25 protein-coding genes are annotated in these 25928 nt (G+C 69.4%); 12 read left to right on the plus strand and 13 right to left on the minus strand.

Annotated elements, in window-relative coordinates; all coding sequences use genetic code 11:
• Positions 1-2: 2 nt before the first annotated feature.
• Positions 3-1316, minus strand: a complete 1314-nt coding sequence (gene purD / locus AC5RVZ_RS06165; protein WP_494064906.1) for a phosphoribosylamine--glycine ligase — start codon at positions 1314-1316, stop codon at positions 3-5.
• 66 nt (positions 1317-1382) lie between these two features.
• Between purD and AC5RVZ_RS06170 the strand changes: the two genes are divergently transcribed.
• From AC5RVZ_RS06170 to AC5RVZ_RS06195, 6 genes are all read left to right on the plus strand, one after another.
• Positions 1383-2387 (plus strand): asparaginase, encoded by a 1005-nt coding sequence (locus AC5RVZ_RS06170; RefSeq protein WP_494064907.1) that lies wholly within the window; start codon positions 1383-1385, stop codon positions 2385-2387.
• Between the two features lie 21 nt (positions 2388-2408).
• The gene (locus AC5RVZ_RS06175) at positions 2409-2771 is read left to right on the plus strand and encodes a sterol carrier family protein (RefSeq protein ID WP_494064908.1); all 363 of its coding nucleotides are present in this window, start codon (positions 2409-2411) and stop codon (positions 2769-2771) included.
• Positions 2772-2781: 10 nt separating this feature from the next.
• On the plus strand, positions 2782-3270 hold the full coding sequence (locus AC5RVZ_RS06180; RefSeq protein WP_494064909.1) for a hypothetical protein: 489 nt from the start codon (positions 2782-2784) through the stop codon (positions 3268-3270).
• Positions 3271-3343: 73 nt separating this feature from the next.
• Positions 3344-4897, plus strand: coding sequence for an amidophosphoribosyltransferase (gene purF / locus AC5RVZ_RS06185; RefSeq protein WP_494064910.1), 1554 nt, complete (start codon positions 3344-3346; stop codon positions 4895-4897).
• A complete protein-coding gene (purM, locus tag AC5RVZ_RS06190; protein WP_494064911.1) occupies positions 4894-6009 on the plus strand; it encodes a phosphoribosylformylglycinamidine cyclo-ligase in 1116 nt (371 codons plus the stop codon). Before purF ends, purM begins: the two co-directional genes overlap by 4 nt.
• A gap of 101 nt (positions 6010-6110) precedes the next feature.
• The gene (locus tag AC5RVZ_RS06195; RefSeq protein WP_494064912.1) at positions 6111-6611 is read left to right on the plus strand and encodes a 2'-5' RNA ligase family protein; all 501 of its coding nucleotides are present in this window, start codon (positions 6111-6113) and stop codon (positions 6609-6611) included.
• 124 nt (positions 6612-6735) lie between these two features.
• On the opposite strand, the gene AC5RVZ_RS06200 is transcribed toward AC5RVZ_RS06195, so the two are convergent.
• Complete coding sequence (locus AC5RVZ_RS06200; protein ID WP_493978099.1) at positions 6736-6966, minus strand: DUF3073 domain-containing protein; 231 nt, start codon at positions 6964-6966, stop codon at positions 6736-6738.
• Between the two features lie 264 nt (positions 6967-7230).
• Between AC5RVZ_RS06200 and AC5RVZ_RS06205 the strand changes: the two genes are divergently transcribed.
• Complete coding sequence (locus AC5RVZ_RS06205; RefSeq protein WP_494064913.1) at positions 7231-8484, plus strand: septum formation family protein; 1254 nt, start codon at positions 7231-7233, stop codon at positions 8482-8484.
• A 77-nt stretch (positions 8485-8561) separates the two neighbouring features.
• Here AC5RVZ_RS06205 and clpB read toward each other — a convergent pair whose 3' ends face one another.
• Entirely contained in the window at positions 8562-11183 is a 2622-nt protein-coding gene (gene clpB, locus AC5RVZ_RS06210) for an ATP-dependent chaperone ClpB (protein ID WP_494065502.1), read from the minus strand.
• A 236-nt stretch (positions 11184-11419) separates the two neighbouring features.
• Between clpB and AC5RVZ_RS06215 the strand changes: the two genes are divergently transcribed.
• The gene (locus tag AC5RVZ_RS06215) at positions 11420-11956 is read left to right on the plus strand and encodes a GNAT family N-acetyltransferase (protein ID WP_494064914.1); all 537 of its coding nucleotides are present in this window, start codon (positions 11420-11422) and stop codon (positions 11954-11956) included.
• A gap of 20 nt (positions 11957-11976) precedes the next feature.
• A complete protein-coding gene (locus AC5RVZ_RS06220) occupies positions 11977-12534 on the plus strand; it encodes a HutD/Ves family protein (RefSeq protein ID WP_494064915.1) in 558 nt (185 codons plus the stop codon).
• Between the two features lie 47 nt (positions 12535-12581).
• Here AC5RVZ_RS06220 and AC5RVZ_RS06225 read toward each other — a convergent pair whose 3' ends face one another.
• Positions 12582-13148: a YceI family protein gene (locus tag AC5RVZ_RS06225; RefSeq protein ID WP_494000684.1), complete on the minus strand. Its 567-nt coding sequence runs from the start codon at positions 13146-13148 to the stop codon at positions 12582-12584.
• A gap of 227 nt (positions 13149-13375) precedes the next feature.
• On the opposite strand from AC5RVZ_RS06225, the gene AC5RVZ_RS06230 reads away from it, so the two are divergent.
• On the plus strand, positions 13376-13843 hold the full coding sequence (locus AC5RVZ_RS06230; protein WP_494064916.1) for a pyridoxamine 5'-phosphate oxidase family protein: 468 nt from the start codon (positions 13376-13378) through the stop codon (positions 13841-13843).
• A gap of 58 nt (positions 13844-13901) precedes the next feature.
• Here the strand turns inward: AC5RVZ_RS06230 and AC5RVZ_RS06235 are convergent, their stop codons facing one another.
• Positions 13902-14333 (minus strand): YccF domain-containing protein, encoded by a 432-nt coding sequence (locus AC5RVZ_RS06235; protein WP_494064917.1) that lies wholly within the window; start codon positions 14331-14333, stop codon positions 13902-13904.
• A gap of 212 nt (positions 14334-14545) precedes the next feature.
• On the minus strand, positions 14546-16243 hold the full coding sequence (locus tag AC5RVZ_RS06240) for a DEAD/DEAH box helicase (RefSeq protein WP_494064918.1): 1698 nt from the start codon (positions 16241-16243) through the stop codon (positions 14546-14548).
• A gap of 237 nt (positions 16244-16480) precedes the next feature.
• On the opposite strand from AC5RVZ_RS06240, the gene trmB reads away from it, so the two are divergent.
• The gene (gene trmB / locus AC5RVZ_RS06245) at positions 16481-17392 is read left to right on the plus strand and encodes a tRNA (guanosine(46)-N7)-methyltransferase TrmB (RefSeq protein WP_494064919.1); all 912 of its coding nucleotides are present in this window, start codon (positions 16481-16483) and stop codon (positions 17390-17392) included.
• 32 nt (positions 17393-17424) lie between these two features.
• Here trmB and AC5RVZ_RS06250 read toward each other — a convergent pair whose 3' ends face one another.
• Positions 17425-18081: a zf-HC2 domain-containing protein gene (locus tag AC5RVZ_RS06250; RefSeq protein WP_494064920.1), complete on the minus strand. Its 657-nt coding sequence runs from the start codon at positions 18079-18081 to the stop codon at positions 17425-17427.
• Positions 18078-18575, minus strand: coding sequence for a sigma-70 family RNA polymerase sigma factor (locus tag AC5RVZ_RS06255; protein ID WP_494064921.1), 498 nt, complete (start codon positions 18573-18575; stop codon positions 18078-18080). Before AC5RVZ_RS06255 ends, AC5RVZ_RS06250 begins: the two co-directional genes overlap by 4 nt.
• A 243-nt stretch (positions 18576-18818) precedes the next feature.
• Between AC5RVZ_RS06255 and AC5RVZ_RS06260 the strand changes: the two genes are divergently transcribed.
• Positions 18819-19379 carry a COG4315 family predicted lipoprotein gene (locus AC5RVZ_RS06260; protein WP_494064922.1) on the plus strand — a complete coding sequence of 187 codons (561 nt, stop codon included), beginning with the start codon at positions 18819-18821 and terminating at the stop codon, positions 19377-19379.
• 99 nt (positions 19380-19478) lie between these two features.
• Here AC5RVZ_RS06260 and AC5RVZ_RS06265 read toward each other — a convergent pair whose 3' ends face one another.
• From AC5RVZ_RS06265 to AC5RVZ_RS06285, 5 genes are all read right to left on the minus strand, one after another.
• Positions 19479-19901 carry a heat shock protein transcriptional repressor HspR gene (locus AC5RVZ_RS06265; protein WP_493978112.1) on the minus strand — a complete coding sequence of 141 codons (423 nt, stop codon included), beginning with the start codon at positions 19899-19901 and terminating at the stop codon, positions 19479-19481.
• 66 nt (positions 19902-19967) lie between these two features.
• Positions 19968-20936: a DnaJ C-terminal domain-containing protein gene (locus AC5RVZ_RS06270; protein WP_494064923.1), complete on the minus strand. Its 969-nt coding sequence runs from the start codon at positions 20934-20936 to the stop codon at positions 19968-19970.
• Between the two features lie 130 nt (positions 20937-21066).
• Positions 21067-21732, minus strand: coding sequence for a nucleotide exchange factor GrpE (locus AC5RVZ_RS06275; RefSeq protein ID WP_494064924.1), 666 nt, complete (start codon positions 21730-21732; stop codon positions 21067-21069).
• Between the two features lie 2 nt (positions 21733-21734).
• The gene (gene dnaK, locus AC5RVZ_RS06280) at positions 21735-23609 is read right to left on the minus strand and encodes a molecular chaperone DnaK (protein WP_494064925.1); all 1875 of its coding nucleotides are present in this window, start codon (positions 23607-23609) and stop codon (positions 21735-21737) included.
• Between the two features lie 146 nt (positions 23610-23755).
• Positions 23756-25900 (minus strand): MMPL family transporter, encoded by a 2145-nt coding sequence (locus tag AC5RVZ_RS06285; protein WP_494064926.1) that lies wholly within the window; start codon positions 25898-25900, stop codon positions 23756-23758.
• Between the last annotated feature and the right edge of the window lie 28 nt (positions 25901-25928).

The following is a 25928-nucleotide window of genomic DNA, read 5'->3' on the forward strand; positions in this document are numbered from 1 at the left end:
CCTCAGTCTCTCTGTGCGCCGGCCCGGGAGTTCGTGCCGGACGCGGGCACCTTGATCTTGCCCTCGGCGGCCAGCAGGGCAATGTCGCTGCGGTACTGCGACCCCTCCAGGCTGATGGCTTCGATGCCTTCGTAGGCACGTTCGCGGGCTTCCACCAGGTCTTCACCCAGCGCGACGACGGCGAGTACCCGCCCGCCGGCGCTGACCACCTTGTCGTTCTCGTCCAGGGCGGTCCCGGCGTGGATCACGTGCACGTCGGTCAAGGCATTGGCCTTCTTCAGGCCCCGGATCCGGTCTCCGGTGCGCGGGGTTCCCGGGTAATTCTCCGAGGCCAGCACTACCGTGACGGCGGACCGCCGGGACCAGACCAGCTGTTCGGTGTCATCCAGTTCCCCCTTGGCGGCCGCCAGCAGCAGCCCGCCCAGCGGTGTGCGCAGCCGGGCCAGTACCGCCTGGGTTTCCGGGTCTCCGAAGCGGGCGTTGAATTCGATCACCCGCAGGCCGCGGCCGGTCACGGCCAGCCCGCAGAACAGCACGCCCACGAACGGGGTGCCGCGGTGGGCCATCTCGCGGATGGTCGGCAGCGCGACGCGGTCCATGACTTCGTCCACGAAACCGGGCGGCAGCCAGGTCAGCGGCGTGTAGGCGCCCATGCCGCCGGTGTTCGGGCCCTCGTCGCCGTCGAAAATCCGCTTGAAATCCTGCGCCGGCACCAGCGGGATGGCGCGTTCGCCGTCGGAAATCACAAACAGGGAGACTTCCGGGCCGTCGAGGAATTCCTCGATGACCACGGAACCGCCGGCGTCGAAGCAGGCCTGGGCGTGCGCCAGGGCGGCATCGCGGTCTTCGGTCACCACCACGCCCTTGCCGGCCGCCAGCCCGTCGTCCTTGACCACGTAGGGGGCCCCGAACGAATCCAGGGCCTCGGCCGCCTCGTCGGCGTTGGTGGCAACATGCGCCATGGCGGTGGGCACGTTCGCCGCGGCCATGACCTGCTTGGCGAAGGCCTTGGAGCCTTCAAGCCTGGCCGCTTCCTTGCTGGGGCCGAATACCGGGATCCCCGCCGCGCGCAGCGGGTCGGCCACGCCGGCGGCCAGCGGGGCCTCCGGGCCCACCACCACCAGGTCGGACTCCAGCCGCCGGGCCAGCTCGGTCACCGCCGCCGGGTCGCCCGCATCCACCTGGTGCGTGGGCACCAGCTGCGCGATGCCGGCGTTGCCGGGGGCGGCGTGCACCTCGGTGACAAAGGGATCGGCCAGCAGGGAACGGATTATTGCGTGCTCGCGGCCGCCGGGGCCGATCACAAGTACCTTCACAAGGAACTAGCCTACTGGTCGCGGGGCGGAGCCTCGAAGTTGTTGCACCGGCCCTAAACTAAGTCCATGCCCGAGACATTCAAAGCCGCGGACGCCGTGGAACTGGCCGTCGTTGAACGCAACGGTTTCATCGAGTCCCGCCATCTGGGCTCCGCGGTGGTCATGGCCGCCGACGGCACCGTGGTGACCGAACTCGGCGACATCACCGCACCGATCTTCCCGCGTTCAACCCTCAAGCCGTTCCAGGCCCTGGCCGCCATGCAGTCCGGCGTCCCGCTGCGCGGCGACCAGGTGGCCCTGGCCTGCGCCAGCCATGTGGGGTCGCTGGAGCACATGGACGTGGTGGAGGGCATGCTCAAGGCCGCCGGCCTGACCGACGCCGATCTGCGCTGCCCGCCGGCCTGGCCGCAGGACGAGCAGGCGCGCGGCTGGCTGGTCCGCACCGAACGCGGCCAGCAGCGGCTGTCCTTCAACTGCTCCGGCAAGCACGCCGCCTTCCTCTGGGCCTGCGTGGAGAACGGCTGGAACACCCACACCTACCTGGAGCCGAACCACCCCCTCCAGCGCCGCGTGATGGAGGTCATCGAGGAGTACGCCGAAGAAAAGATCGAGCACATCGCCGTCGACGGCTGCGGCGCCCCGGCACCCGCGCTGTCGTTGACCGGACTGGCCCGCGCCGTCGGGAAGCTGGCGAAGGCGCCCGCGGACAAGAACGCCGATGCCCGCGCCGCCACCATCGCCACCGCCATGCTGGACTACCCGTGGGCGGTGCACGGCTGGGGCCAGGAAAACACCGTGGTGATGGAGCAGCTGGGGGTCGTTGCCAAGTCCGGCGCCGAGGGCGTGATGGTGATGGCCACACCCAACGGCGTCTCGGTGGCGGTGAAGATCCTGGACGGCAGCGGCCGCGCCGGTTCCCTGATCGCGCTGACCCTGCTGGCCGCCTGCGGCGCCGTCGACGTGGAGAAGGTGGGCCCGGTACTGGAGGACGTGGTCAAGCCCGTCCTCGGCGGCGGCCACCCGGTCGGCAGGCTGCGGCTGGCACCGCCCATGGTCGCGCTGCTGGACTGAGCCCCGGAAGGACCTTAATCGATGGGAGTACGACGCCGGATCCCGGCTCGGGAGGGCGACGCCGCCGTGGGTGCGTGGCGCGGCGGCGCCACGGACCGGAAGACCACTGCCACGGCGGTGCGGTACGCGTTGGAGGAACTGGCCGAGCGTGCCCCCGGCAACAGCGTGGAGGTGCGGGTGCCGCCGTTCGGCGTCGCCCAGTGCATCGAGGGCCCCCGGCACACCCGGGGCACACCGCCGAACGTAGTGGAAACCGACCCCGCCACCTGGCTTGCCCTGGTGACGGGGGCGCTCGGATGGGACACCGCCATCGCCGAGGGCAGGGTCGCTGCCTCCGGGCTGCGGGCCGAACTGGCGGACAAGCTGCCGCTCTTCGCCCGGTAGGCTGGATCGTATGACTTCTGAGCAAGAACCGGCTCGCGACCGCAGACCCATCGAGCCGGAGCGCCGCGACGTCACCGTTCGCCGGGCGCCGAAGTACGCGCCCTTCATCGCCGTCTGGGCCGTGCTGGGCGTCGTGCTGGCCGCCGTGTCTGCCTACACCGGGCCGGAGAACGCGGAGTTCACGCGCGGCACCGTTTTCGCCTTCCTGGCCGTGCTGTTCGGCCTGGCCGGCATCCTGGTTGGATCGCTCCTGTTCCTGCTCATCGACCGGGCCAGCGTCAAGCGCGCGAAGCACGTGACGGCAGTTGCCGAACCCGGGCAGGAAGACTCCGCGGACTCCGCCGCGGATCCGGGCCCCGCCGACCTCCCTGCGACGCCCGGTGGCCGGGACGGAAGCACCGCAGTCCCCCGCGAACGGGACCGCGAAACCGGTGGCGGGGCCGAGAGCGGAACCGAGGGCGAAACCGGGGGCAGCATCGAGGGCGAACGCCGGGCGTAACCTGCCGGCCGGCGCCCGTAATGCCGGTCACCTCGGTGCGCCCGAGCGGCGGGGTGCATGAGAGAATGGGCGGGTGGCACGCGGTGACGGAAAACTCTCCCATGAACTTCTCCCCGGTGAAAAGGGACCCCAGGACGCCTGTGGCGTTTTCGGCGTCTGGGCACCCGGCGAAGAAGTAGCAAAACTTACCTACTACGGCCTGTACGCCCTGCAGCACCGCGGACAGGAGTCCGCCGGTATTGCCACCAGCGACGGCAAACGCATCAATGTCTACAAAGACATGGGCCTGGTGTCCCAAGTCTTCGACGAGACCACCCTCAACACGCTGAGCGGGCACATCGCCGTCGGCCATTGCCGCTACTCCACCACCGGCGGATCCACGTGGGCGAATGCGCAGCCGACGCTGGGCGCCACCGCCACGGGCACCGTCGCGCTGGCCCACAACGGCAACCTGACCAACTCCGCCGAGCTGTACGAGAAGGTGCTGGAGAAGTTCGGCAAGCCCGACCGCGGCGAGCTGGCCCAGGGCAACACCACGGACACCGCGCTGGTCACCGCGCTCATGGCGGGCGAGGAGGGCCAGACCCTCGAGGAACGTTCGCTGGAGCTGCTGCCCAAGCTGCGCGGCGCTTTCTGCTTTACCTTCATGGACGAAGGCACGCTGTACGCCGCCCGCGACCCGGCCGGGGTCCGCCCGCTGGTGCTGGGCCGGCTGGAGCGTGGCTGGGTGGTCGCCTCCGAGACCGCGGCGCTGGACATCGTGGGCGCATCCTTCGTCCGCGAAGTCGAACCCGGCGAATTCATCGCCATCGACGAGAACGGCCTGCGCTCCCAGCGCTTCGCCGAGAAAAAGCCTGCCGGTTGCGTCTTCGAATACGTCTACCTGGCCCGCCCGGACACGTCCATCAACGGCCGCAGCATCCACGCTGCCCGCGTGGAGATGGGCCGGAAGCTGGCCAAGGAACACCCGGCCGAGGCCGACCTGGTGATTCCGACGCCGGAATCCGGGACCCCGGCCGCCATCGGCTATGCCGAGGCGTCGGGCATCCCCTACGGCCAGGGACTGGTCAAGAACGCCTACGTGGGCCGGACCTTCATCCAGCCCAGCCAGACCATCCGCAAGCTCGGCATCCGGTTGAAGCTGAACCCGCTGCGGTCGGTGGTGCAGGGCAAACGGCTGGTGGTGATTGACGATTCGATCGTCCGCGGCAACACCCAGCGGGCCTTGGTCCGGATGCTGCGTGAAGCAGGTGCGGCCGAGGTGCATGTGCGCATCTCGTCTCCGCCCATCAAGTGGCCGTGCTTCTACGGCATCGACTTCGCCAGCCGGGCCGAGCTGATCGCGAACGGCATCGGGGTCGAAGATGTCAGGGCGTCACTCGGCGCCGACAGCCTGGGATACATCTCCGAAGAGGGCATGATCGAGGCGACCGAACAGCCCCGCGAGCGGCTGTGCACCGCGTGTTTCACGGGCGAGTATCCGATCGAACTGCCCACCGCCGACCGCCTGGGCAAGAACCTGCTGGAACGCGGCGAGGCGGACCAGGAACACGGCTCGTGCGACCCCGGGCCGGATTCGGAACTGGAGAAGCTCCTGACCGCCGACGACAAGAAAGAGCGAGTATGACCTCCCCCGAACAGGGCCAGATCACCTACGCCAGCGCCGGCGTCGACGTAGAGGCCGGAGACAAGGCCGTCGAGCTGATGAAGGGGGCCATCAAGGCCACTCACAACGCCAACGTCATCGGCGGGGTCGGTGGTTTCGCCGGCCTGTACGACGTTTCGGCACTGCTGAAGTACCGCAAGCCACTGCTGGCCACCTCCACCGACGGAGTGGGCACCAAGGTCGCCATCGCCCAGGCCATGGACATCCACGACACCATCGGCTTCGACCTGGTCGGCATGGTGGTGGACGACATCGTGGTGGTCGGGGCGGAGCCGCTGTTCATGACCGACTACATCGCCTGCGGCAAGGTGGTCCCGGAGCGGATCGCCGACATCGTGCGCGGCATCGCCGCCGCCTGCGAGGTGGCCGGCACCGCGCTGGTGGGCGGGGAGACCGCCGAGCACCCCGGCCTGCTGGGCGAACACGAATACGACGTTGCCGGCGCCGCCACCGGCCTGGTCGAGGCCGACGACCTGCTGGGCCCGGAGCGGGTCAAGGACGGGGACGTCGTCATCGGCATGGCCTCCTCGGGCCTCCATTCCAACGGGTATTCGCTGGTTCGCCGGGTGATCAACCATGCCGGCTGGGCGCTGGACCGGCAGGTCAGCGAATTCGGCCGGACACTGGGCGAGGAACTCCTGGAGCCCACCCGCGTCTACGCGGCAGACTGCCTGGACCTGGCACGCTACGAAGCAGCCGGCGTCCACGGCTTCAGCCACGTCACCGGCGGCGGCCTGGCCGCGAACCTCGCGCGCGTGCTGCCGCAGGGACTCATGGCCACCGTGGACCGTTCCGCCTGGGAGCTGCCGGCCATCTTCAAGCTCATCGGCGAACTGGGCAACGTCCCGCAGGCCGACCTGGAACGGACGCTGAACCTCGGCGTCGGCATGGTTGCCATTGTGGACCGCGCCGGTGCCGATGCCGCCCTGCAGCGCCTGAATGAGCGCGGCGTGCCCGCGTGGGTGATGGGCCAGGTCGGTCCCGCCGATCCGTCCCTCGGCGGCATCGATTATGTCCAGGGCGCCAAGGGCGTCGACGGCGGTGCCGTCCACCTGGTGAACTCCTACGCCTAGCCCGCCCGCACACCGGCCCGCCCCTGCACCGCGAACGCGACGGTGCGGGGGCGGTTTTGTCCGGCATACCGGCCGGCTGGCCCGGGTGGCACACTGGACGGATGGGTGCGTACGTGGTGGTGGCGTTCGTCAGGCCGGTGACCGCCGGCTACACGTTCCCGCGCAGCCGGTGGCCGCTGCACATCACGCTGGCCCGCTTCGATACGCGGGAGCCGGCCGTGGCCGTCAGGGAACGCGTCGGCCGGGCTTTCTCCGGCTGCCCGGGGTGTGACGTGCGCATCGGTGCCGACGCGTTCTTCGGCCGGGGCGGATCCGTGCCGGTCTCGCTCGTAGAGCCGGAACCACAGCTGCAGTTGCTGCATGACAGCCTGCTCGACGCGCTGGGCGATGAGGTCCACCTGCTGAGTCCGCACCACCTGCGGGAGAACTTCCGCCCGCACGTCAGCCATCAGGTAGAAGGCCGGCTCCACGCTGGCGACACCGTCCACGTGGGCCAGGCGGCGCTGGTGGACATGCGTCCTGACGGAGACCCGAAGCATCGCCGGGTGGTCGACGTGTGGGCCCTGACGGACGCCCCGGAGCCGCAGCGGTCCGGCGCCTGAGTCCGGGAGTCCGGGCAGGCACTTCCGCGCACGCCATGCGCCCCCGCCGATCGGCCACCCCATGAGGGTGCGGGAGGGTGAGGCTGGTGCGTGATCCCGTCCGGGAAGAAACGACCGAAGCCGGCTAGCCTACGTTTCGGCTGCCGTGGTCTTCGTCGTCGTCGTACTGATCTGCGTACTTGTCCTCGTAGTCCGAGTAGTCCGGCTCATATGGCTCCTCGGAAAACGTGTCGGAGTTATGGCGTTTCGCAGCGCCGAGTTCGCGCTGGAGAGCAGTCAAGTCAGTGGCCGGGCTGAAATACTTCATGTCCCGGGCCTGCCTGGTTGCTTTTGCCTTCTGACGGCCGCGCCCCATGGCGTGACCCCCTTTGTACGTCGATCCGGAAGTGGTCGCACGACTGGCGCACGAGGTCCCGGAATAATTGATCAATTCTGTCGTACCTATAGGGTACATGGTTTTCACGACCGCTCGTGGCACGCGGACAGTGCCCGCGAGGGGGCCCGCCCGGACCCCGAAACAACTAAATCGTGCGGCGACGCGGGATTGTTGGCTAAAGTCATCGTGGACCGGTTCTCCCCTTCTCCCGGAGGACAACACGCACGGAAGGCAAGTTTCCCCATGAGCGAACAGGACAAGCGGCCTGACGACGACGGGAGGCCTCCGCTGGAGCGCCCCGAGAGCCTCGAGAGCCTCGAGGTACCCGACCCCAGCCTGCACGTCAGCGCGGACGAGGTGGAGCTGGCCGAGCCAACACTGGGACAGGCGCGCATCAGCGAGGATGCCGCGACCGAGGCCGACCTGGCCAAAGCTGCCGCCGAAGCCGAAGAGGTGGAGAAGGAAGCCGATGCCGCCGGCCAACTGGTGGGCGGCGCCCGGGAGGACCGCGCCATCAAGGCCCGCGGCACCGCGCCCGCGGGAGCACCCGCCGGCGACCAGGGCCCGGCGGGCGAGGCCCCGGCCGGCGACCCGACAGCGGCGGAAACCCCGGTACGGGACGCGGCTCCGAAGCCCGCCCGCGGGGCCGCCGCGCCGGGAGCACCGGCGCCCGACGCGCCGCAACCTGCCCGCGGGGCCACCGCGGTCACTGGCACGCCGGAAACCTCGAAGCCCGACGCGGCTCGCAACCCCGACCCCGGGGCCGCTCGCAACCCCGACCCCGGGGCCGCCGCCGCGACCGGGGCGCCGGCATCACCGGCTGCGGCCGTCCCGCCGTCGGCCTGGGAGTCCGCGCCGTCCGGCACCGACGGCTCCGCGCCGGAGAAGAAGTGGTACTCCACCGCCGCCGACGGCCTGCGCCGCAGCGGGACCGGTGACGAAGCGTCCGGCGATCCCGCCGCGGGCCCGGCGCGGAAAATGGACTGGAAGCCGCTGGTCATCATCGGCGCGGTCGTCATTGTGGCCATCGTGATTATCGCCATGATCGTCTCCAGCCTGACCAGCGGCTCGCCTGCCGGCGGGGCGGCCAGTCCGGCGTCGTCGCAGACCGCCGCCGAGACGCCCAACGGCGACGGAGTCGTCGCGGAGAACGTCTCGCCGTTCGATTTCCAGCAGGGCCAGTGCTTCACTGACTTCGAGGCCGTCATGCAGGAGGCAACCGTCGTCACCTGCGACACGCCGCATACGGCGCAGCTGGTGGGCACCTTCTCCTACGGGGACGACGAAGAGTTCCCGGGCGCCGACGAACTGAACATCAAGGCACAGGAGGTCTGCACGGCCGTCGCCCTCAACGACTCCGCGGCCGACCAGCCGGATATCAAGGACTCCTACGGCATGCCTTCGAAGGAGACGTGGGCGCAGGGCGATCGCCGGATCGACTGCTTTAAGATCGCCGAGGAGGGCGAGGAGATCACCGGGTCGCTGGTCGACCAGTAACCCGACACAGAACTGTCCGGCGGCCCGCCTTGGCGGGGCCGCCGGACTTCTCCCGGGACTCTCCGGGGCTGCTCAGGTCAGCCCCGGACCGCCCCCACCTTCGACTGCACGATCAGGCCGCCGGCCCCGCCGTCGACGTCGATCTCCGGCACATCCACCAGCACGGTGTCGCCGTCGCTGATCGCGCCCGCGAGCAGGCCGCGGGCCAGCTTGTCGCCGATCTCGCGCTGGACCAGTCGGCGCAACGGCCGGGCGCCGTAGGCGGGATCGAAGCCGGTCAGGGCCAGCCACTCGCGGGCCGCCTCCGTGACCTCGAGGGTCAGCCGGCGTTCGGCCAGCCGCGCAGCCAGCGCCGCCACCTGCAGATCCACGATCCGGGAGAGTTCCTCGATGCTCAGCGGGTCGAAGATGATCACGTCATCCAGCCGGTTGAGGAACTCCGGCTTGAAGCTGGCGTTCACCACGTTCAGGACCGCTTCGCGCTTCGTGTCCGCGTCCATGGTCTGGTCCACGAGGAACTGCGAGCCGAGGTTGGAGGTCAGCACCAGGATCACATTGCGGAAGTCCACGGTGCGGCCCTGCCCGTCGGTGAGGCGTCCGTCGTCGAGCACCTGCAGGAGGATGTCGAAGGCCTCGGGATGGGCCTTCTCCACCTCGTCCAGCAGCACCACGGAGTAGGGACGGCGCCGGACGGCCTCGGTCAGCTGGCCGCCTTCTTCGTAGCCCACGTAGCCCGGAGGGGCGCCCACCAGGCGCGACACGGAGTGCTTTTCCGCGTACTCGCTCATGTCGATCCGGACCATGGCCCGTTCGTCGTCGAACAGGAAGTCCGCCAGCGCCTTGGCCAACTCGGTCTTGCCGACGCCGGTGGGACCCAGGAAGAGGAACGAGCCGGTGGGCCGGTCCGGGTCGCTGATGCCCGCCCGGGCGCGCCGTACCGCGTCCGCGACCGAGGCAACCGCCTTGGACTGGCCGATCAGCCGCGACCCGATGTGTTCCTCCATCTGCAGCAGCTTCTGGCTCTCGCCCTGCAGCATACGGCCGGCGGGGATGCCGGTCCACGCGGAGATGACCTCGGCGATGTCGTCGGCGGTCACCTCCTCGGAGACCATCTGGTCCCGGCCCGCGCCGCCCTGTTCCTCGGCCGCCTGTGCCTGGGCCAGATCCTTTTCGAGCGTGGGGATTTCCCCGTACAGGATCCGGGAGGCCTCGGCCAGGTCGCCCTCGCGCTGGGACTTGTCGGCCTGCGAGCGCAGCTCGTCCAGCTTGGCCTTCAGGTCGCCCACCCGGTTCAGCCCGGCTTTCTCCGCCTCCCACCGGGAGTTCAGGGCCGCCAGCTGCTCCTTCTTGTCGGCCATGTCGGCACGCAGCGCCTCCAGCCGTTCCCGGGAGGCCTCGTCCGTCTCTTTGGCCAGCGCCAGTTCCTCCATGGTGAGCCGGTCGACGGCGCGGCGCAGTTGGTCGATCTCCTCGGGCGCCGAATCGATCTCCATCCGCAGCCGGGAGGCGGCCTCGTCCACCAGGTCGATGGCCTTGTCCGGCAGCTGCCGGCCGGAGATGTAGCGGTTCGACAGCGTCGCGGCGGCCACCAGGGCAGAGTCCCCGATCGATACCTTGTGGTGCGCCTCGTAGCGCTCCTTGAGCCCGCGCAGGATGCCGATGGTGTCCTCGACGCTCGGCTCCCCCACGTAGACCTGCTGGAAGCGCCGCTCCAGCGCCGGATCCTTCTCGATGTTCTCGCGGTACTCGTCCAGCGTGGTGGCGCCGATCAGCCGCAGCTCGCCGCGGGCCAGCATCGGCTTGAGCATGTTGCCGGCGTCCATCGAGCCTTCGGAGGCCCCCGCGCCGACGACGGTATGCAACTCGTCGATGAAGGTGACGATCTGCCCGTCCGAGTTCTTGATCTCCTCCAGCACGGCCTTCAGCCGTTCCTCGAACTCGCCCCGGTACTTGGCGCCGGCCACCATGGCCGCGAGGTCCAGCGACATCAGCGTCTTGCCGCGCAGCGATTCAGGCACGTCGCCTGCCACCATCCGCTGGGCCAGGCCCTCCACCACGGCGGTCTTGCCGACCCCGGGTTCGCCAATCAGCACGGGGTTGTTCTTGGTGCGGCGCGAGAGCACCTGGACCACGCGGCGGATTTCCGCGTCCCGGCCGATCACCGGATCCAGCTTCCCGGCGCGCGCGATGGCGGTCAGGTCGGTGCCGAACTTCTCCAGCGCCTGGAAGGTGTTCTCCGGATCGGCGCTGGTGACCTTCCGGTCTCCGCGCACGCCCGGCAGGGCGGCGAGGAGGGCTTCGTGGGAGGCACCGGCGTCGCGCAGGATCTTCCCGACGGCGGCGTTGTCGGCCGCGAGGCCCAGCAGCAGATGCTCGGTGGAGACGAAGGAGTCCCCCAGCTTCTCCGCCTCCTGCTGGGCGGCCTTCACCGCCTGGAGCAGGCCCCGGGAGTACTGCGCCTGCGCCACGGAGGATCCCGACGACGACGGCAGGGCCCTGATCGCGGTGCTCGCCTGGACACTCACCGAGTCCGGATCGGCCCCGGCGGACTTCAGCACGGCGACGGCCACGCCCTCCCGCTGATCCATCAGGGCCTTGAGCAGGTGGGCGGGCTCGATCTGCGGATTGCCCGCCGTCGAGGCGTTCATGGCCGCGGCCGACAGCGCTTCCTGGCTCTTGGTGGTGAATTTAGCGTCCAACACAAATCTCCGTTCGCTCCGGAATGGATCTGGCCAGCCCTGTTAGTGCCGGCCCTGAAACTAAGTTGAGTCTACTGCACTCAACTTTGCATGTAAAGTTATCCACAGGGTGCAAAGCGTGTTTCCCCGCCACCGGAGCCTGCTTGTCCACCACCATCTTGTCGCTCCGGCACCCCTGCCCGGAAGGACGTCCGGCGAATAGGCTGTAGCGGGGACGTACAGGAAGCGGAACGGAGGTGGCCCTGACGGAAACCATGTTGGAAACTGCCCGGCTGCTGCTGAACCAGCCGACGCCGGAGGACATCAGTGCCATGTTTCGGATCCTCTCCGACCGGCGCACCACGAGGTTCAATCCTTCCGACGCGCTCATTTGGAACGAGGAAGCCGAGGGCCTTTTCCAGCGCTGGGAAAGGCAGTGGGAGGACCACGGCGTGGGCTACTTTGCCGTCCGCCTGCCCGGCCATGAAGACCCCATCGGCTTTGCCGGCGTCAAGCACGTGGCACTGTCCGGCCGCCCGGTGCTCAATCTCTACTACCGTTTCGACCCCGCCGTGTGGCACCGCGGCTACGGGCGCGAGGCGGTGGTTGCCGTCGTGGCCCATGTCAACGAGTTTTTGGAACTGCCGCCCATCCTGGCGCTGGTCCATCCGGGCAACACCGCGTCCCTGCGCATCGTCACGTCGCTGGGGTTCGAACGGAACGAGGCCGCGGCGGTCAGCGGCCCGGACGGCTACCAGGACGCTTATGTGCTGAACTGGGACCGGCAGCTTTAACATCCGGTCAAGGAGTCCCAGTGGAGATCATTCGCGCAGCCGCGCTCAAGGAACAGCGGTGGCGGAACGGCGGCGGCACCACCAGGCAACTGGCGGCCGGCGACGTCGGCGCGGACGGGCTCCCCGGCTGGCGGTTAAGCCTGGCGGACATCACGTCGGACGGCAGCTTCTCCGAATATCCGGGCGTGGACCGGATATTCACCATCGTGGACGGCGACGTCGCCTTCCTGACCGTGGACGGCAGCCAGCACCGGATGGAACGCTACCGACCGTTCCGGTTCGACGGCGGCAGCAGCACGGACTGCAGCCTGCCCACCGGGCCCTGCCGTGCGCTGAACGTCATGACCCGCCGCGGGACCTGGGGCGCCGGCCTGCTGATCGTCGAGCTCTCGAAGAAACAGCCGCTGCGGCTGGCGGACGGACAGTACCTGATGCTGCTGCAGGGCCAGGCGCAGGCAACGTCGGGCGGCACCGCCCAGCCGCTGAATCCCTATGACACCGTGGTCGGCTCGGTGGCGGCCGAGGTCAGCGGCCGAGGGTTCGCGGCACTGGTCTCGGTCTATCCGGCCGGGGACTGAGGGCGGCGGGGCATCCGATCGCACCGGGTCCTTACGGCACCGGTTCCCTACTGCGCGGCGGCGTCCTCGACCTTGACGGCGGAGACCTCGAACTCAAGCATCACGCGGTCCGACACGAGCATGCCGCCCGAGTCCAGGGCAGTGTTCCATTTGACCCCGAACTCCTGCCGGTCGATGCGCCGGGAGCCCTCAAAGCCCGCCCGGAGCTGCCCGCCCGGGTCCCGCTCCACGCCGATGAAGTCAATAGGAACCGCCACCTGCTTGGTGATGCCGCGGATGGTCAGGTCGCCGTTCACAATGAAGTTTGCGCTTTCCACCTGATCGATGCGGGTGCTGACGAACGTAATCTCCGGATAGTTCGGCGCATCGAAGAAGTCGTTCGTGCGCAGATGTTCGTCGCGTTGCGGGCTGCGGGTATCGATGCTGGCGACCTTGATCGTGACCTTGACGGACGAATTGGCCGGGTTGTCCACGTCGGCCTGGATGATGCCTTCCACGTCGTTGAACGCCCCGCGGACTTTGGTCACCATGGCATGCCGGGTGGAAAATCCGATCCGGGTATGCGCCGGGTCGAACCGCCACTCGCCGGACAGATCAGGAGATAGTTCGGACATGGCAGCGCTCCTCCTCTGGCACAGGCACTGCCCTCCCCAAAAGCCAGATGGATGCCCGGCCGTCTCCTTCAGCCGCGTGCGGCTCGTGTGGTAATTCCAACACAAAATGGGACCCAGTGCACCACCTCCGCGGGTGAATTTCGGGCCGCGCCGGCGACCCGCAACCGCACCCGGCCGGCGGGATGCGCGCCCTATCCCAGCCTGTCAGGGATCAATAGACTGATGCCATGAGCACCGCGAACGAGATGCCTTCGACGACGCAGCTGCCTGTGGCCGATTGCTGGAAATTGTTCCGCAGCGCCGACTTCGGCCGGCTCGGAGTCGTCGTCGATTCCCACCCGGAGATCTTTCCGGTCAATTACGTCGTGGACCACGGCAGCATCGTGTTCCGCTCCGCCCCGGGAACCAAGCTCGACGCCGCCCTCGCCGGCGAAGTGGTGCTCGAGGTGGACGGCTTCGACCCGGCCACCGGCGTCGCCTGGAGCGCCGTCGCGCGCGGCAGCGCCCAGCGGATGAACAGCATCGAGGACGTCCTGGAGTCGGCAATGCTGCCGCTGTTCCCCTGGCAGTCGGGCGAAAAGAACAATTTCGTCCGCATCGTTCCCACGGTGGTCACCGGACGGCGTTTTGTGGTGCCGGCATCGGCCCGCCGCACGCCGGGGCTCAGCGACAGCCGCCGGTTGCAGATCGAGTAACCGCCCTTGTGGCCTCGTGGCCGGCCGGCAGCATCGACCGGTCAGCGCCAAGTAACGGTCAACGCCAGCCAACGGCGCCCGGCTGGTAGCCGGGAATGTAGCCCGGGAACGCCCGGTCGGTGGGCACGATCTGCTTGCCCAGCGGCGTCAGGGACACCGGAATCATCTTGAGGTTGGCGATCGCCAGCGGGATGCCGATGATGGTGATCGCCTGCGCCACCGCCGTCAGCACATGCCCGATCGCGATCCAGATGCCGGCGACCAGCAGCCAGATGATGTTCCCCAGGGTGGACATGAAGTAGGTGCGCCCGCCGCGGTCCACCACCATGCGGCCGAACGGCCACAGCGCGTAGCCCGCGATGCGGAACGACGCAATGCCGAACGGGATCGTCACGATCAGCAGGCAGCAGACGATGCCGGCCAGGAAGTAGCCCAGCGCCAGCCAGATGCCGCCGAACAGGAGCCAGATAACGTTCAGGAGTGCCTTCATCCCACCATTCTGGCGGCGGACGCGGTCGGCCGCCATACGGGATGCCCCTGAGTGTCCCCCGAGGTGCTGTTGGGGCGCGGGTCGTCGGTGGAGCACCCACAGCGCGGCTCCCGGCACGACAAGACTTCCCCTGTCCGGAAACCAAAGAGGCCGCAGGGCGGCCCCTTCCGTACGGAGGGGACCGCCCTGCGGCCTTCGGCTCTGGGCTCGGCTTAGCTTGTCCGGCGCTTTTCCTGCGAAGCCGGTGCCGTGGCGCGGCGCGGGCCGCGGCGGGCCGGACGCTCGGCAGCCGGGGTCTCCGACCGGAAGACCGGGCGGGTGCCGCCGGCCGTGGAGCGCTGCGGGCCGCCGGCGGTGCGCTGTGCGCCGCCCGACCGGGCCGGGGCGCCGGAACGGGCCGGTCCCGAGCTGCGGCCGCCTGCACCGGTGCCCGACTGGCCGCGGCGCCCGGCGGAATCCGCTCCGGCGGCGCTGCGATGGCTGCCATGGCTGCGGGCCGCAACGTCCCTGCCGGCCTGGCCGCGGTTTTCGCCGCGGGCCGGCTGGCGCTGGCCGTTCTCCGGACCGCCGGCGCGTGCGGCGCCGGAGGTTTGGCGGGCTTCACCGGTACGGGTCCGTCCGCCGCGGCCGCCGGACCGCATGGCCCGCTTGCGCTGGGCGTTGGCGCCGGTGGAGGTGCCGCCGCCGTGCTGCGGCAGGTTCGCTGCCTGCTGCTGGGCCCGCAACTGCGGATCGACCGGTGCGGCCACCTCGCCCACCAGTTTCGCCAGCAGTTCCGAGGACGCGGTGACGCTTTCGAAGGCGACGTCCACGCCGGCGGCCTTCATCAGCTTGCCGACTTCCAGCCGCTGTTCCGGCAGCGCCAGGGTCACGACGGTGCCGTCGGAACCGGCGCGGGCGGTGCGGCCGGAACGGTGCAGGTACGCCTTGTGTTCGGTGGGCGGATCCACGTGGATCACCAGTTCCACCTCGTCCACGTGCACGCCGCGGGCGGCCACGTCCGTGGCGACCAGCACGCGCACATGGCCGGAGGAGAACTCGGCGAGGTTGCGGTCGCGGGCGTTTTGCGACAGGTTCCCGTGCAGGTCCACCGCCGGGATGCCGGCGGCGGTGAGGGCCTTGGCCAGCTTGCGGGCGTGGTGCTTGGTGCGGGTGAACAGCACGCGGCGCCCGGCACCGGCGGCCAGCCGGTTGAGCACCTGCTTCTTTTCGGAGGCATCGCGGGTCACCAGCACGTGGTGTTCCATGGTGGTGACCGCGGCCTGCGGGTCGTCCACGGAGTGGGTCAGGGGGCTGGACAGGTAACGCTGCACCAGCTTGTCCACGCCGTTGTCCAGGGTCGCGGAGAACAGCATGCGCTGCCCGCCCGCCGGGGTCGTGTCCAGCAGCTTCTTCACGACGGGCAGGAAGCCCAGGTCCGCCATGTGGTCGGCCTCGTCCAGGACGGTGATTTCCACCGATTCCAGCGTGATGATCTTCTGCTTCATCAGGTCTTCGAGCCGGCCCGGGCAGGCAATCACAATGTCGACGCCGGCGCGCAGCGCCTTTTCCTGGCGTTGCTGCGAGACGCCGCCGTAGATCACCGTGGTGTTCAGGCCCAGCTCGGCCGCCAGCGGCTCAATGGTGTTGTTGAGCTGGGTGGCCAGCTCACGGGTCGGCGCCAAGACCAGGCCCAGCGGGCGTCCGGGTTTGCGGAAATGGGCGGCCTCGCGCTCGGCGAGCCTGGCGACCAGCGGCAGCGCGAACGCGAGCGTCTTGCCGGAGCCGGTGCGGCCGCGGCCCAGCACGTCCCGGCCGGCCAGCGTATCGGGCAGCGTCTCGGTCTGAATGGGGAACGGGGCGTCAATGCCAGTGGCAGCGAGCTTCGAAGCAAGGGCCTTGGGCACGCCAAGGGCAACAAAAGTAGTCATAAGAAAGTGAGAATGTCTTCCGGTCAGTGTCCCCGCGGCAGGTTAGCCCAGGGTCGCCGAAGAAAAATCAGACAGTGCCAACCGCCCGGACCTGTCCGGTCACGTCGTTAGACGGAAAGCGGCGGCGCAATTGAAAGCGTTCATCGACGCAGGGAAACGCGTCAAACTGCGCCTCCGAGTAGCACCAGTCTAGCAGCACGTCCGGGCCGGCCGCGCACGGGCGATACTCTGGTGGGGATGACCAGCGACTCCCCCACCCCTGATTTTCCCGCGAACGACGACGGTGCGCGCCCCACGCAGCCCACCCACCTTGCCCGTCCGGTCAGCTTTGTGCGCCGCGGCTCACGGCTGCAGGGCCGCCGCCAGCAGGCCTGGGACGACTACGGCCCCAGGTTCGCCGTGGACCTCCCGCGCCACGGCGGCGACACCACCGTGGACCCGGACTATGTCTTCGACCCGGCGGCGGCATTCGGACGCGAGGCGCCCCTGGTGGTGGAGATCGGATCCGGCCTCGGCGAGGCCGTCTGCCATGCCGCGGAGCAGCATCCGGAGTGGAACTTCCTGGCCCTGGAGGTCTACCGGCCGGGGCTGGCGCAGACCCTGCTGCGGATCGGCCAGCACGGCCTGTCCAACGTGCGGGTGGCGCAGGTCAACGCGCCTGACGCCCTCGCGACCATGCTGCCAGAGTCCTCGGTGGCCGAACTCTGGGTGTTCTTTCCCGACCCGTGGCACAAGACCCGCCACCACAAACGCCGGCTGGTGCAGGAGAGCTTCGCGGACCTCGCCGCCCGCGTCCTGCAGCCGGGCGGGGTCTGGCGGCTGGCCACCGACTGGTCTGACTACGCGATCCAGATGCGCCGCGTCGCGGATGCCTCGGCGGACTTCCGCAACCTGCATGCCGGCGAGCGCACCGGCAAGGACAGCCCGTTGACCCAGGTCTGGGAAAGCGGCGTGGAAGGCGTAGTGGGCGGCGCCCCGGTGCGCGAAGGCAAGATCCCGGTCAGTACCGGCAACGCCAGCACCGGTGAAGGCATGGACGAGCACGGCGGCTGGGCGCCCCGCTTCGACGGCCGGACCATGACCAGCTTCGAGCAGAAGGCCCACGACGCAGGCCGGATGATCTTCGACCTCGCCTACCGCCGGGACTGATGTCCGGGGCCGTGCTGCCGGGCCTGCTCTGCTCAGTCCGTGGCCACGGCCGCCAGCGTTGCGTCCGCCCCGTTGCGCAGTTCCACCTGGACGATCTCGTCGGTGGCCATGGCGCAGGCTGCGGTGAGCGTGGCGCGGCCCGCCGGCGTCGCCTGCCAGGAGGCCACCTGATAGGTGTAGCCGGTGTCTCCGGTCACCCACAGGGTGAGCAGGCCGTCCCGGGGCAGCTGCTCCCCGGCTACCCGCATCTCGGTGCCCCAGGCCTTGTGCACCAGCGCCAGTTCCAGTTGCAGGCCGCCGTCGGCGGTCATCACGTAACTCTCCGTCGCCGGCGGCTGCTGCTGGGTCAGCAGCGGCCCGATGGCCGCCCCGGCGACCAGGCACACGCCCGCCGCGGCGGCCACCACGCCGGCCCACCGCCGTCGCTCTTTCCGCCGCCGGCGGGCCAGTTCGCCCACCAGTTCCCGGGTGCGTTCCTCGACTTCGTGCTGCGGCGGCGCCGCCAGCTCCAACGCGGCCTCGCGCGGCAGCGCGTCCAGCAGGTCGGGCAGCGTTTCCAGCTCCGCGGCCTCCCGGCGGCACTGGGGGCAGAAGGCCAGGTGTTCTTCGAAGCCCGCCCGCTCGGCGCGGTCCAGCCCGCCCAGCACGTAGAGGCCGAGCAGTTGGTGCAGTTCCTCGTTGGCGTTCACGGCTGTCCCACCCCCATCTCGTCCAGCACGGCGCGCAGGGCCTTGGCCGCGTAGAACGCCCGCGACTTCACCGTGCCCAGCGGAATGCCCAGCGACCGGGCGGCTTCGGACGACGTGAGCCGCTGGTAGTGCAGGGCGAGGATAATGTTGCGGTGCTCGGGGCTGATGCGTGCCAGCGCTTCCTCCATGACCACGCGGAGCAGGAGCCGCTCCAACTGGTCTTCTTCGCTGGCCGGCTCGTCCTCGCCCAGGCCGGTCTCGCCCGGCCGCCGGGTGCGGCGCCGGTAGCCGTCGATAATGACGTGACGGGCGGTTTGGTAGAGGTAGCCGCGCATGTTGTCGGTTTCCGGGCCGCGCTTCCACACCCGCAGGATCGTCTCCTGCACCACGTCCTCCACCTGGTCCGCGTCGGAGGTCGCCGCGCGCACGAACCGGCGCAGGGCCGTGGCATGGTCGCGGTAGAGGCGGGCCACGGCCTCGTCGTCCAATGCCACGGCCGCCTCCTTCCTCCCGGCAGCCCCGGCCGCCCACCGGCGGCGGAACGTCCCCGCGCAGCGTTCCACGCGGCGTCCTACCGGGTACGACGACGGCGGCGGCGTTCCGGTTCATCCAGCCCGCGGGATTCACCCCGCCCGACGTTGAACCATTGTGGGCGCGGCCGGCGTCTTTGCCAATAGCGGGCCGCGCCCCGCGGCACCACGCTCCGGGCCCGCCCGGGAGACGGCAAAGGAACCCCCATGAACATCACACAGACAGCCGCGACAGCCCTGCTGGCCGCCGCCATGCTGGGCCTCGCCGGGTGCGGCGGCGGCTCGGGTACGGAAACGCCTGCCGGCCCGGAGGCACCGCCGGCAGGCGAGGCGCCGACGACGGGCGCGCCCGGAAGGACGACGCCGGCGGCGCCGGAGACAGACGGCGGGGAGACCGGCGGCGCGCAGGCATCCGGGCCCGCCTCTACCCTGACCACGGCCGAATCCGACCTGGGCGACATCGTGGTGGACGGCGAAGGCATGACCGTTTACTACTTCACCAAAGACGTCCCGGACTCAGGCGAGAGCGCCTGCACGGGAGACTGCCTGGCCGCATGGCCGCCCGTCCTGGCCGAGGAAGAGCCGGAACTCGACGGGGTCACCGCGGAGGTGGGCCTCATCGACACCCCGGACGGGCAACAGCAGGTGACCCTGAACGGCATGCCCATCTACTACTGGGCGCAGGACAAGGCACCGGGAGACACGACCGGACAGGGCGTGAACGACGTCTGGTATGTCGTCGCCCCCCACGGCGAAATGATTAAGTAGCTCCACGCCGCCATCCTGCCCGCAGCCGCCCGCCCCAGGCCGGCAGCCCGGGGCCGGCAGCTGCGGGCGTTCGATCACGGGCGCCGGCAGCCGGGCGGGTCAGCGCTGCGGACGCCAGACCATCAGCGCCTGGCTGCGCGGACGCGGCCGCTGGCCGCGGGCCAGCGTCACCACGTCCCCGGCGAGGCCGGCGGCGAACACCCGGCTGGAGTCGGTGCCCCGGCGCTGCCGGGCCATCAGTTCCTCGGAGAGGTCCCGGACCTGGGCCTTGAGGGCGGCGACCTCGTTCTCCAGCTGGAGGATGCGCTTGATCCCTTCCAGCGAGACGCCTTCCTGGGACAGCCGCTGGACCTCGCGCAGGGTGTTGACGTCCTTCTGCGAATAGCGGCGCTGCCTGCCTCGCTGGCGCGACGGAGAGACCAGGCCGAGACGGTCGTACTGGCGCAGGGTCTGCGGGTGCATGTCCGCCAGTTCGGCCGCCACCGAAATCACGAAGATCGGCGCGTTCATATCGATGCTCATGGTGCTCTCCCTCCTGCGCTTCGCGCGTTTCCCGTCCGGACTGTCCCGACCTGTCGTAACGTCCCGCTACAGCCTGGCCTTGGCGGCAAGGTTTCCGCGCGGGTCGGACCCGGCGGTCGCCGCCGCGAAGGCGTTGACTGCGTCTTCGGCCTCTTTCCCCAGGTTCTGCGGGACCACCACGTCGATGGTCACGAGCAGGTCGCCGGTGTTCTTCGAGGTCTTCACCCCGCGTCCCTTCACGCGGAGCGTCCGGCCGGAGGGTGTCCCTGCCGGGATCTTGACCTTGACGAATTCGCCGGTCAGGGTCGGCACGTCGATCTGTGCGCCCAGCGCGGCCTCCGGGAACGTGACCGGGACGTGGATCCTGATGTTGTCGCCGTCGCGCTGGAAGAACGGGTGTGGCTTGACGTTGACGGTCACCATCAGGTCGCCCGCGCCGGCGGGGCCGGCCTGGCCCTTGCCGCGGACGCGGACCTTCTGGCCGTCTTTAATCCCGGCCGGGATCCGCACGTCAATCACCTCGCCGCTAGGCTCGCGCAACCCGATGGTGGTGCCGTTGATGGAACCGGCGAAGGAAATGCTGGTGGTCGCGGTGCGGTCGGCGCCCCTGCGCGGCGGCTGCTGCTGCGGGAAACCGCCGAACCCGCCGAACAGATCGGCGAACTCCGGCGGCACGGTGCCCCCGGAGCCGGCGCGGGTGCGGGTACTTTGGCCGAACAGGTTGCCGAAGATGTCCTCGAAACCGCCTGCGCCCGGCCCGCCGGCGCTGCCGGGTCCCCCGGCGCTGAAGCGCGCACCGCTGCCCATGGCGCGGATTGCGTCGTACTGCTCGCGCTCCGCGGGGTCGGACAGGACCGAGTAGGCCTCGGAGATGTCCTTGAACTTCTTTTCCGAACCTTCATCCCCCCGGTTGGTATCCGGATGGTGGGTCCGCGCGAGCTTGCGGTACGCCTTCTTGATGTCCGCATCGGACGCGTCCTTGGAGACACCGAGGATCTTGTAGAAGTCCTTTTCGACCCAGTCCTGGCTAGCCATGCAGGCGCCTCCTTTCAGTTGTCACAAAGTCTATGGGCACGGGAGCCCCGGACGATGACGGGTTGGCCTCCGGCGGTCCGGAGGCCAACCCGTCATCTGCGGCTGGGCGCCGGGGCGCCCCCTGCCGGTGTCATTCCGCCGGTACGGCTACCACTACCTGGGCGGCGCGTAGCACGCGGTCGCCGGCCCTGTAGCCCAGGCGCAGGACCTGGCTGACGGTGTCTATTTCCACCTCGGCGTCGGGCTGCTGCATCAAGGCCTCGTGGATGTTCGGGTCGAATTCGACGCCGGTCTCCTCGATGCGGGCCAGGCCGTAGGTCTTGAGCACGCCGTCCAGCTTGGCGGCAATGGCCGCGAACGGTCCGTCCGCGAGATCGCCGTGCTGGCGCGCCGCGTCGATGTCGTCCAGGACGGGCAGCAGCGAGTTCAGCACGCCGATGACGGCCATCTCGCCGGCCACGGCGCGGTCGCGTTCCACCCGCTTGCGGTAGTTCACGTACTCCGCCTGCAGCCGGAGCAGATCGTTCTTCAGCTCCTCGGCTTCCTGCGACGTGGTCCCCTGGGCAACAGATTCCCCCGCCGGGACCTCAGCCCCGTTCAGGATCTGCTCCGCCTGGGCCAGCGCGTCGGCGTCGGCGCCCTGGCCGGCCGCGGAGGTATCTCCAGCGGCCTGCCCGGCGTTCCCGGTGGCTCCCGCGGCGCCGCGGACCTGTCCGGTTTCCGGATCGATCTTGCGGTTGTCGCGGAAGTTCACCGGCTCGCTCTGGTGTTCTTCTTCGTTACCCTTTTCGGCCATGGTTACTTCTTCTCGTCTTCGTCGACCACTTCGGCGTCCACAATGTCCTCGTCGGCCGCGCCGGAGCCGGCCTCGGCGGAACCGTCACCGGCGGCTGCACCGTCACCGGCCGCGCCGGAGGCCTGCGCCTGCGAGTAGATGGCCTCGCCCAGCTTGGTCTGGGATGCCTGCAGCTTCTCGAACGCGGCCTTGACCTCGTCGTCGTTGTCCTGCTTTTCCAGGGCGGACTTCAGGGCGTCGACGTCGGCCTTGACTTCGGTCTTGACCTCTTCGGGCAGCTTGTCGTCGTTGTCGGCGAGCAGCTTGTCCACGGAGTAGGCCAGCTGCTCGGCCGAGTTGCGGACGTCGGCGGCCTCGCGGCGCTTCTTGTCCTCGGCGGCGTGCTCTTCGGCCTCCCGCACCATGCGGTCGATGTCGTCCTTGGACAGCGCGGTGCCGCCGGTGATGGTCATCGACTGCTCGGCGCCGGTGCCCTTGTCCTTGGCGGACACGTGCACAATGCCGTTGGCGTCGATGTCGAAGGTGACCTCGACCTGCGGCACGCCGCGCGGCGCCGGCGCGATGCCGGTCAGCTCGAAGGTGCCCAGCGGCTTGTTGTCGCGGGTGAACTCGCGCTCGCCCTGGAAGACCTGGATGGCCACCGACGGCTGGTTGTCATCGGCGGTGGTGAAGGTCTCGGACCGCTTGGTCGGGATCGCGGTGTTGCGCTCGATCAGGTGCGTCATGATGCCGCCCTTGGTCTCGATGCCCAGCGACAGCGGGGTGACGTCGATCAGCAGCACGTCCTTACGCTCGCCCTTTAGGACGCCGGCCTGCAGGGCTGCGCCCACGGCCACGACCTCGTCCGGGTTCACGCCCTTGTTCGGCTCCTTGCCGCCGGCCATTTCCTTGACCAGTTCGACGACGGCCGGCATGCGGGTGGAACCGCCGACCAGGACGATGTGGTCGATGTCGGAAACCTTGATGCCGGCTTCCGTGATGACGTCGTGGAACGGCTTCTTGGTCCGGTCCAGCAGGTCCTTGGTGAGGTCCTGGAACTTCGCACGGCTGAGGTGCTCGTCCAGGTGCACCGGGCCCTCCGGCGTGACCGAGAGGTACTGCAGCGAGATGTTGGTGGAGGAGGCGGAGGACAGTTCCTTCTTGGCCTGCTCGGCCGCTTCCTTCAGGCGCTGCAGGGCGATCTTGTCCTTGGACAGGTCGGCGCCCTTGGCCTTGGCCTGCTGCAGCAGGAAGTCCACCACGCGCTGGTCCCAGTCATCGCCGCCGAGGCGGTTGTCGCCCGAGGTGGCGCGGACCTGGATGGTGGAGAACTCGTCCTCGTCCTTGCCGACTTCCAGCAGGGACACGTCGAAGGTGCCGCCGCCGAGGTCAAAGACCAAAATGAGTTCGTCTTCCTTGCCCTTGTCCAGGCCGTAGGCCAGCGCGGCAGCGGTCGGCTCGTTGACGATGCGCAGGACGTTCAGGCCGGCAATTTCGCCGGCTTCCTTGGTGGACTGGCGCTCGGCGTCGTTGAAGTACGCCGGCACGGTGATCACCGCGTCGGTGACCTTCTCGCCCAGGTAGGACTCGGCGTCGTGCTTAAGCTTCTGCAGCACACGGGCCGAGATTTCCTGTGCGGTGTAGTTCTTGCCGTCGATCTCGACCTTCCAGTCGGTACCCATGTGGCGCTTGACCGAGGCGATGGTGCGCTCGATGTTGTTCACGGCCTGGCGCTTGGCGATCTCGCCGACCAGCACCTCACCGGACTTGGAGAACGCGACGACGGACGGCGTGGTGCGGCCACCCTCGGCGTTGGCGATGACGGTGGGTTCGCCACCCTCCAGAACAGAAACAACGGAGTTGGTGGTTCCGAGGTCGATACCTACTGCACGAGACATACGCGTGTCCTTCCTTTGCGGCAGCTTTCGCGGCCTTGATTACTGTTGCAGCCCGACATCCCGGGCGTACCCGGGCGGCACCGCATGAGCGGCAGCCGATGTGAGCCTTCTGCACTCAAGTTTACTCGGGCGACGGACTTTGTCAATCAAGTTGAGCGTGCTGGACTCAAGTTCTGCTCCGCCGTGTCCCGTGAGAGGCCCCGCCGGGACAGCCTGGCCGGCCACCAGATTTTCGGTCCGAGGTCGTAGGAAAGTGCCGGGATCAGCAGCGACCGCACCAGGACCGTGTCCAGCAGGACACCGAACGCCACGATGAACGCCAACTGGACCAGGAACAGGATCGGGATCACCGCGAGCGCGGCGAAGGTCGCCGCCAGCACCACCCCGGCCGAGGTGATGACGCCGCCGGTGGTGCCCAGCCCCCGCAGGATGCCGGGCCGGGTGCCCAGCCGCAGGGACTCCTCGCGCACCCGGGTCATCAGGAAGATGTTGTAGTCGATGCCCAGCGCCACCAGGAACACGAAGCCGAACAGCGGCACCGACGCATCCGCCCCCGGGAAGCCGAAGACATGGTTGAAAACCCACGCCGAGACCCCCAGGGCCGTGAGGTAGGACAGCGCCACGGACAGGACCAGCAGCACCGGGGCCAGGATCGAGCGCAGCAGCAGGATCAGGATGAGCAGGATGACGCCCAGCACCATCGGGGTGATCTTCAGCAGGTCCGCCTGCGCCGTCAGGTTGGTATCCAGCGCCACCGCGGTGACGCCGCCGACCAGCGCGCTCGGATCCGCGCCGTCCAGCGCCCCGCGCAGGTCGGCAACGGTGCCCTCGGCGGCTTCGGAGTCCGGCACGTCCCGGAGCGTGGCATTGATCAGCACCCGGCCGTCCAGTTCCACCACCGCGTCGCCGCGGGTGTAAAACTCCGCGGACGCCACGCCCTCCTGGTCGCTGACCACGTCCAGCACCTCGTCCCGCACGGCGGCATCGGCGACGACGACGGCGGGGCTGCCGGTACCGGCGTCGAAGTGCCGGCCCAGGGCCTCCTGCCCGTCGGCGGAATCCGTCTGCACCATGACCAGCTCCGACTGCGGCACGCCGTGGGCCTGCAATTGCAGCACGCCCAGCGCCCCGGCCACCAGGACCAGCACCGAAGCCAGCCAGGTCACCCGCGGCCTGCGGGCAACCAGCCGGGCCACCTGCAGCCAGAGCCCGCGCAGGCCCTCGGTGCCGGCCACGGGGCGGTCGGGCCGCGCGCGGTGCAGGTGGTGGCCGGGGCGGGGCACGATCGGCCAGAAGGCGGCGCGGCCGGCCAGGAGCAGCACGGCGGGCAGGAAGGTCAGCGCTGCCAGGACGGCGAACACGATGCCGATCGCGGCGATCGGCCCGAGGCTGCGGTTGGAGTTGAGGTCCGAGAACAGCAGGCAGAGCAGGGCCAGGATCACCGTGGCGCCGGAGGCGGCGATCGGCTCGACGGAACCCCGGTAGGCGGTTCTCATCGCCGCCCATTTCGACTCCTGCCCGCCCAGCGCCTCGCGGTAGCGGGCCGTCAGCAGCAGGGCGTAGTCGGTGGCGGCGCCGATCACCAGGATGAACAGGATCCCCTGGCTCTGCCCGCTGAGCTGGATCCAGCCCTGCAGGGCGAACCAGTACACCACGAGGATGGCCGCGCAGAGGGCGAACACGGAGGTGAGCAGGACCAAAAACGGCAGCAGGACCGCGCGGTAGACCAGCAGCAGGATGACGAACACGGCGCCCAGCGCCACGGCCAGCAGGAGCCCGTCGATGCCGCCGAAGGCCTCCACCAGATCGGCGATGAAACCGGCCGGTCCGGTCACATAGCCCGTGGCGGAAGCCGGGAGCTCGGCCGCCAGCACGGCGCGCAGGCCGGCGACCACCTCGCCGGTATCCAGGTCCTCGGGCACCGGAACGATGAACTGCACCGCTTCGAGGTCTTCGGACGGAATCGGGCCGGCCACCCCGGCGGCGCCGCCTCCCCCCGGCCCGACGGCCTCCGACAGCCGTTCGGCCAGCGGGGCATACTCCGCCAACTGCTGCGGCTGGAGCGGGCCCTCGAATTCGACGACGACGATGGCCGGGACCGCATCGGCGCCCAGGAACCGCTCCTGCCATTCGCCCGCGGCGGTGGATTCGGCTCCGGCCGGAAGGAATCCCGCCTGGTCGTTGGTGGACACCTCGGAGAGCTTGCCGAAGGTCGGTCCGCCCAGGCCCGCGGCGGCGAGCCAGGCAACCGCCACCAGGGCGGGCAGGAGCATTCTGAGCCAACGGGCCATGGGAAACCGAACCTCTGTCAGTCGACGG

This window comes from Arthrobacter sp. Cza30 (assembly GCF_059090765.1).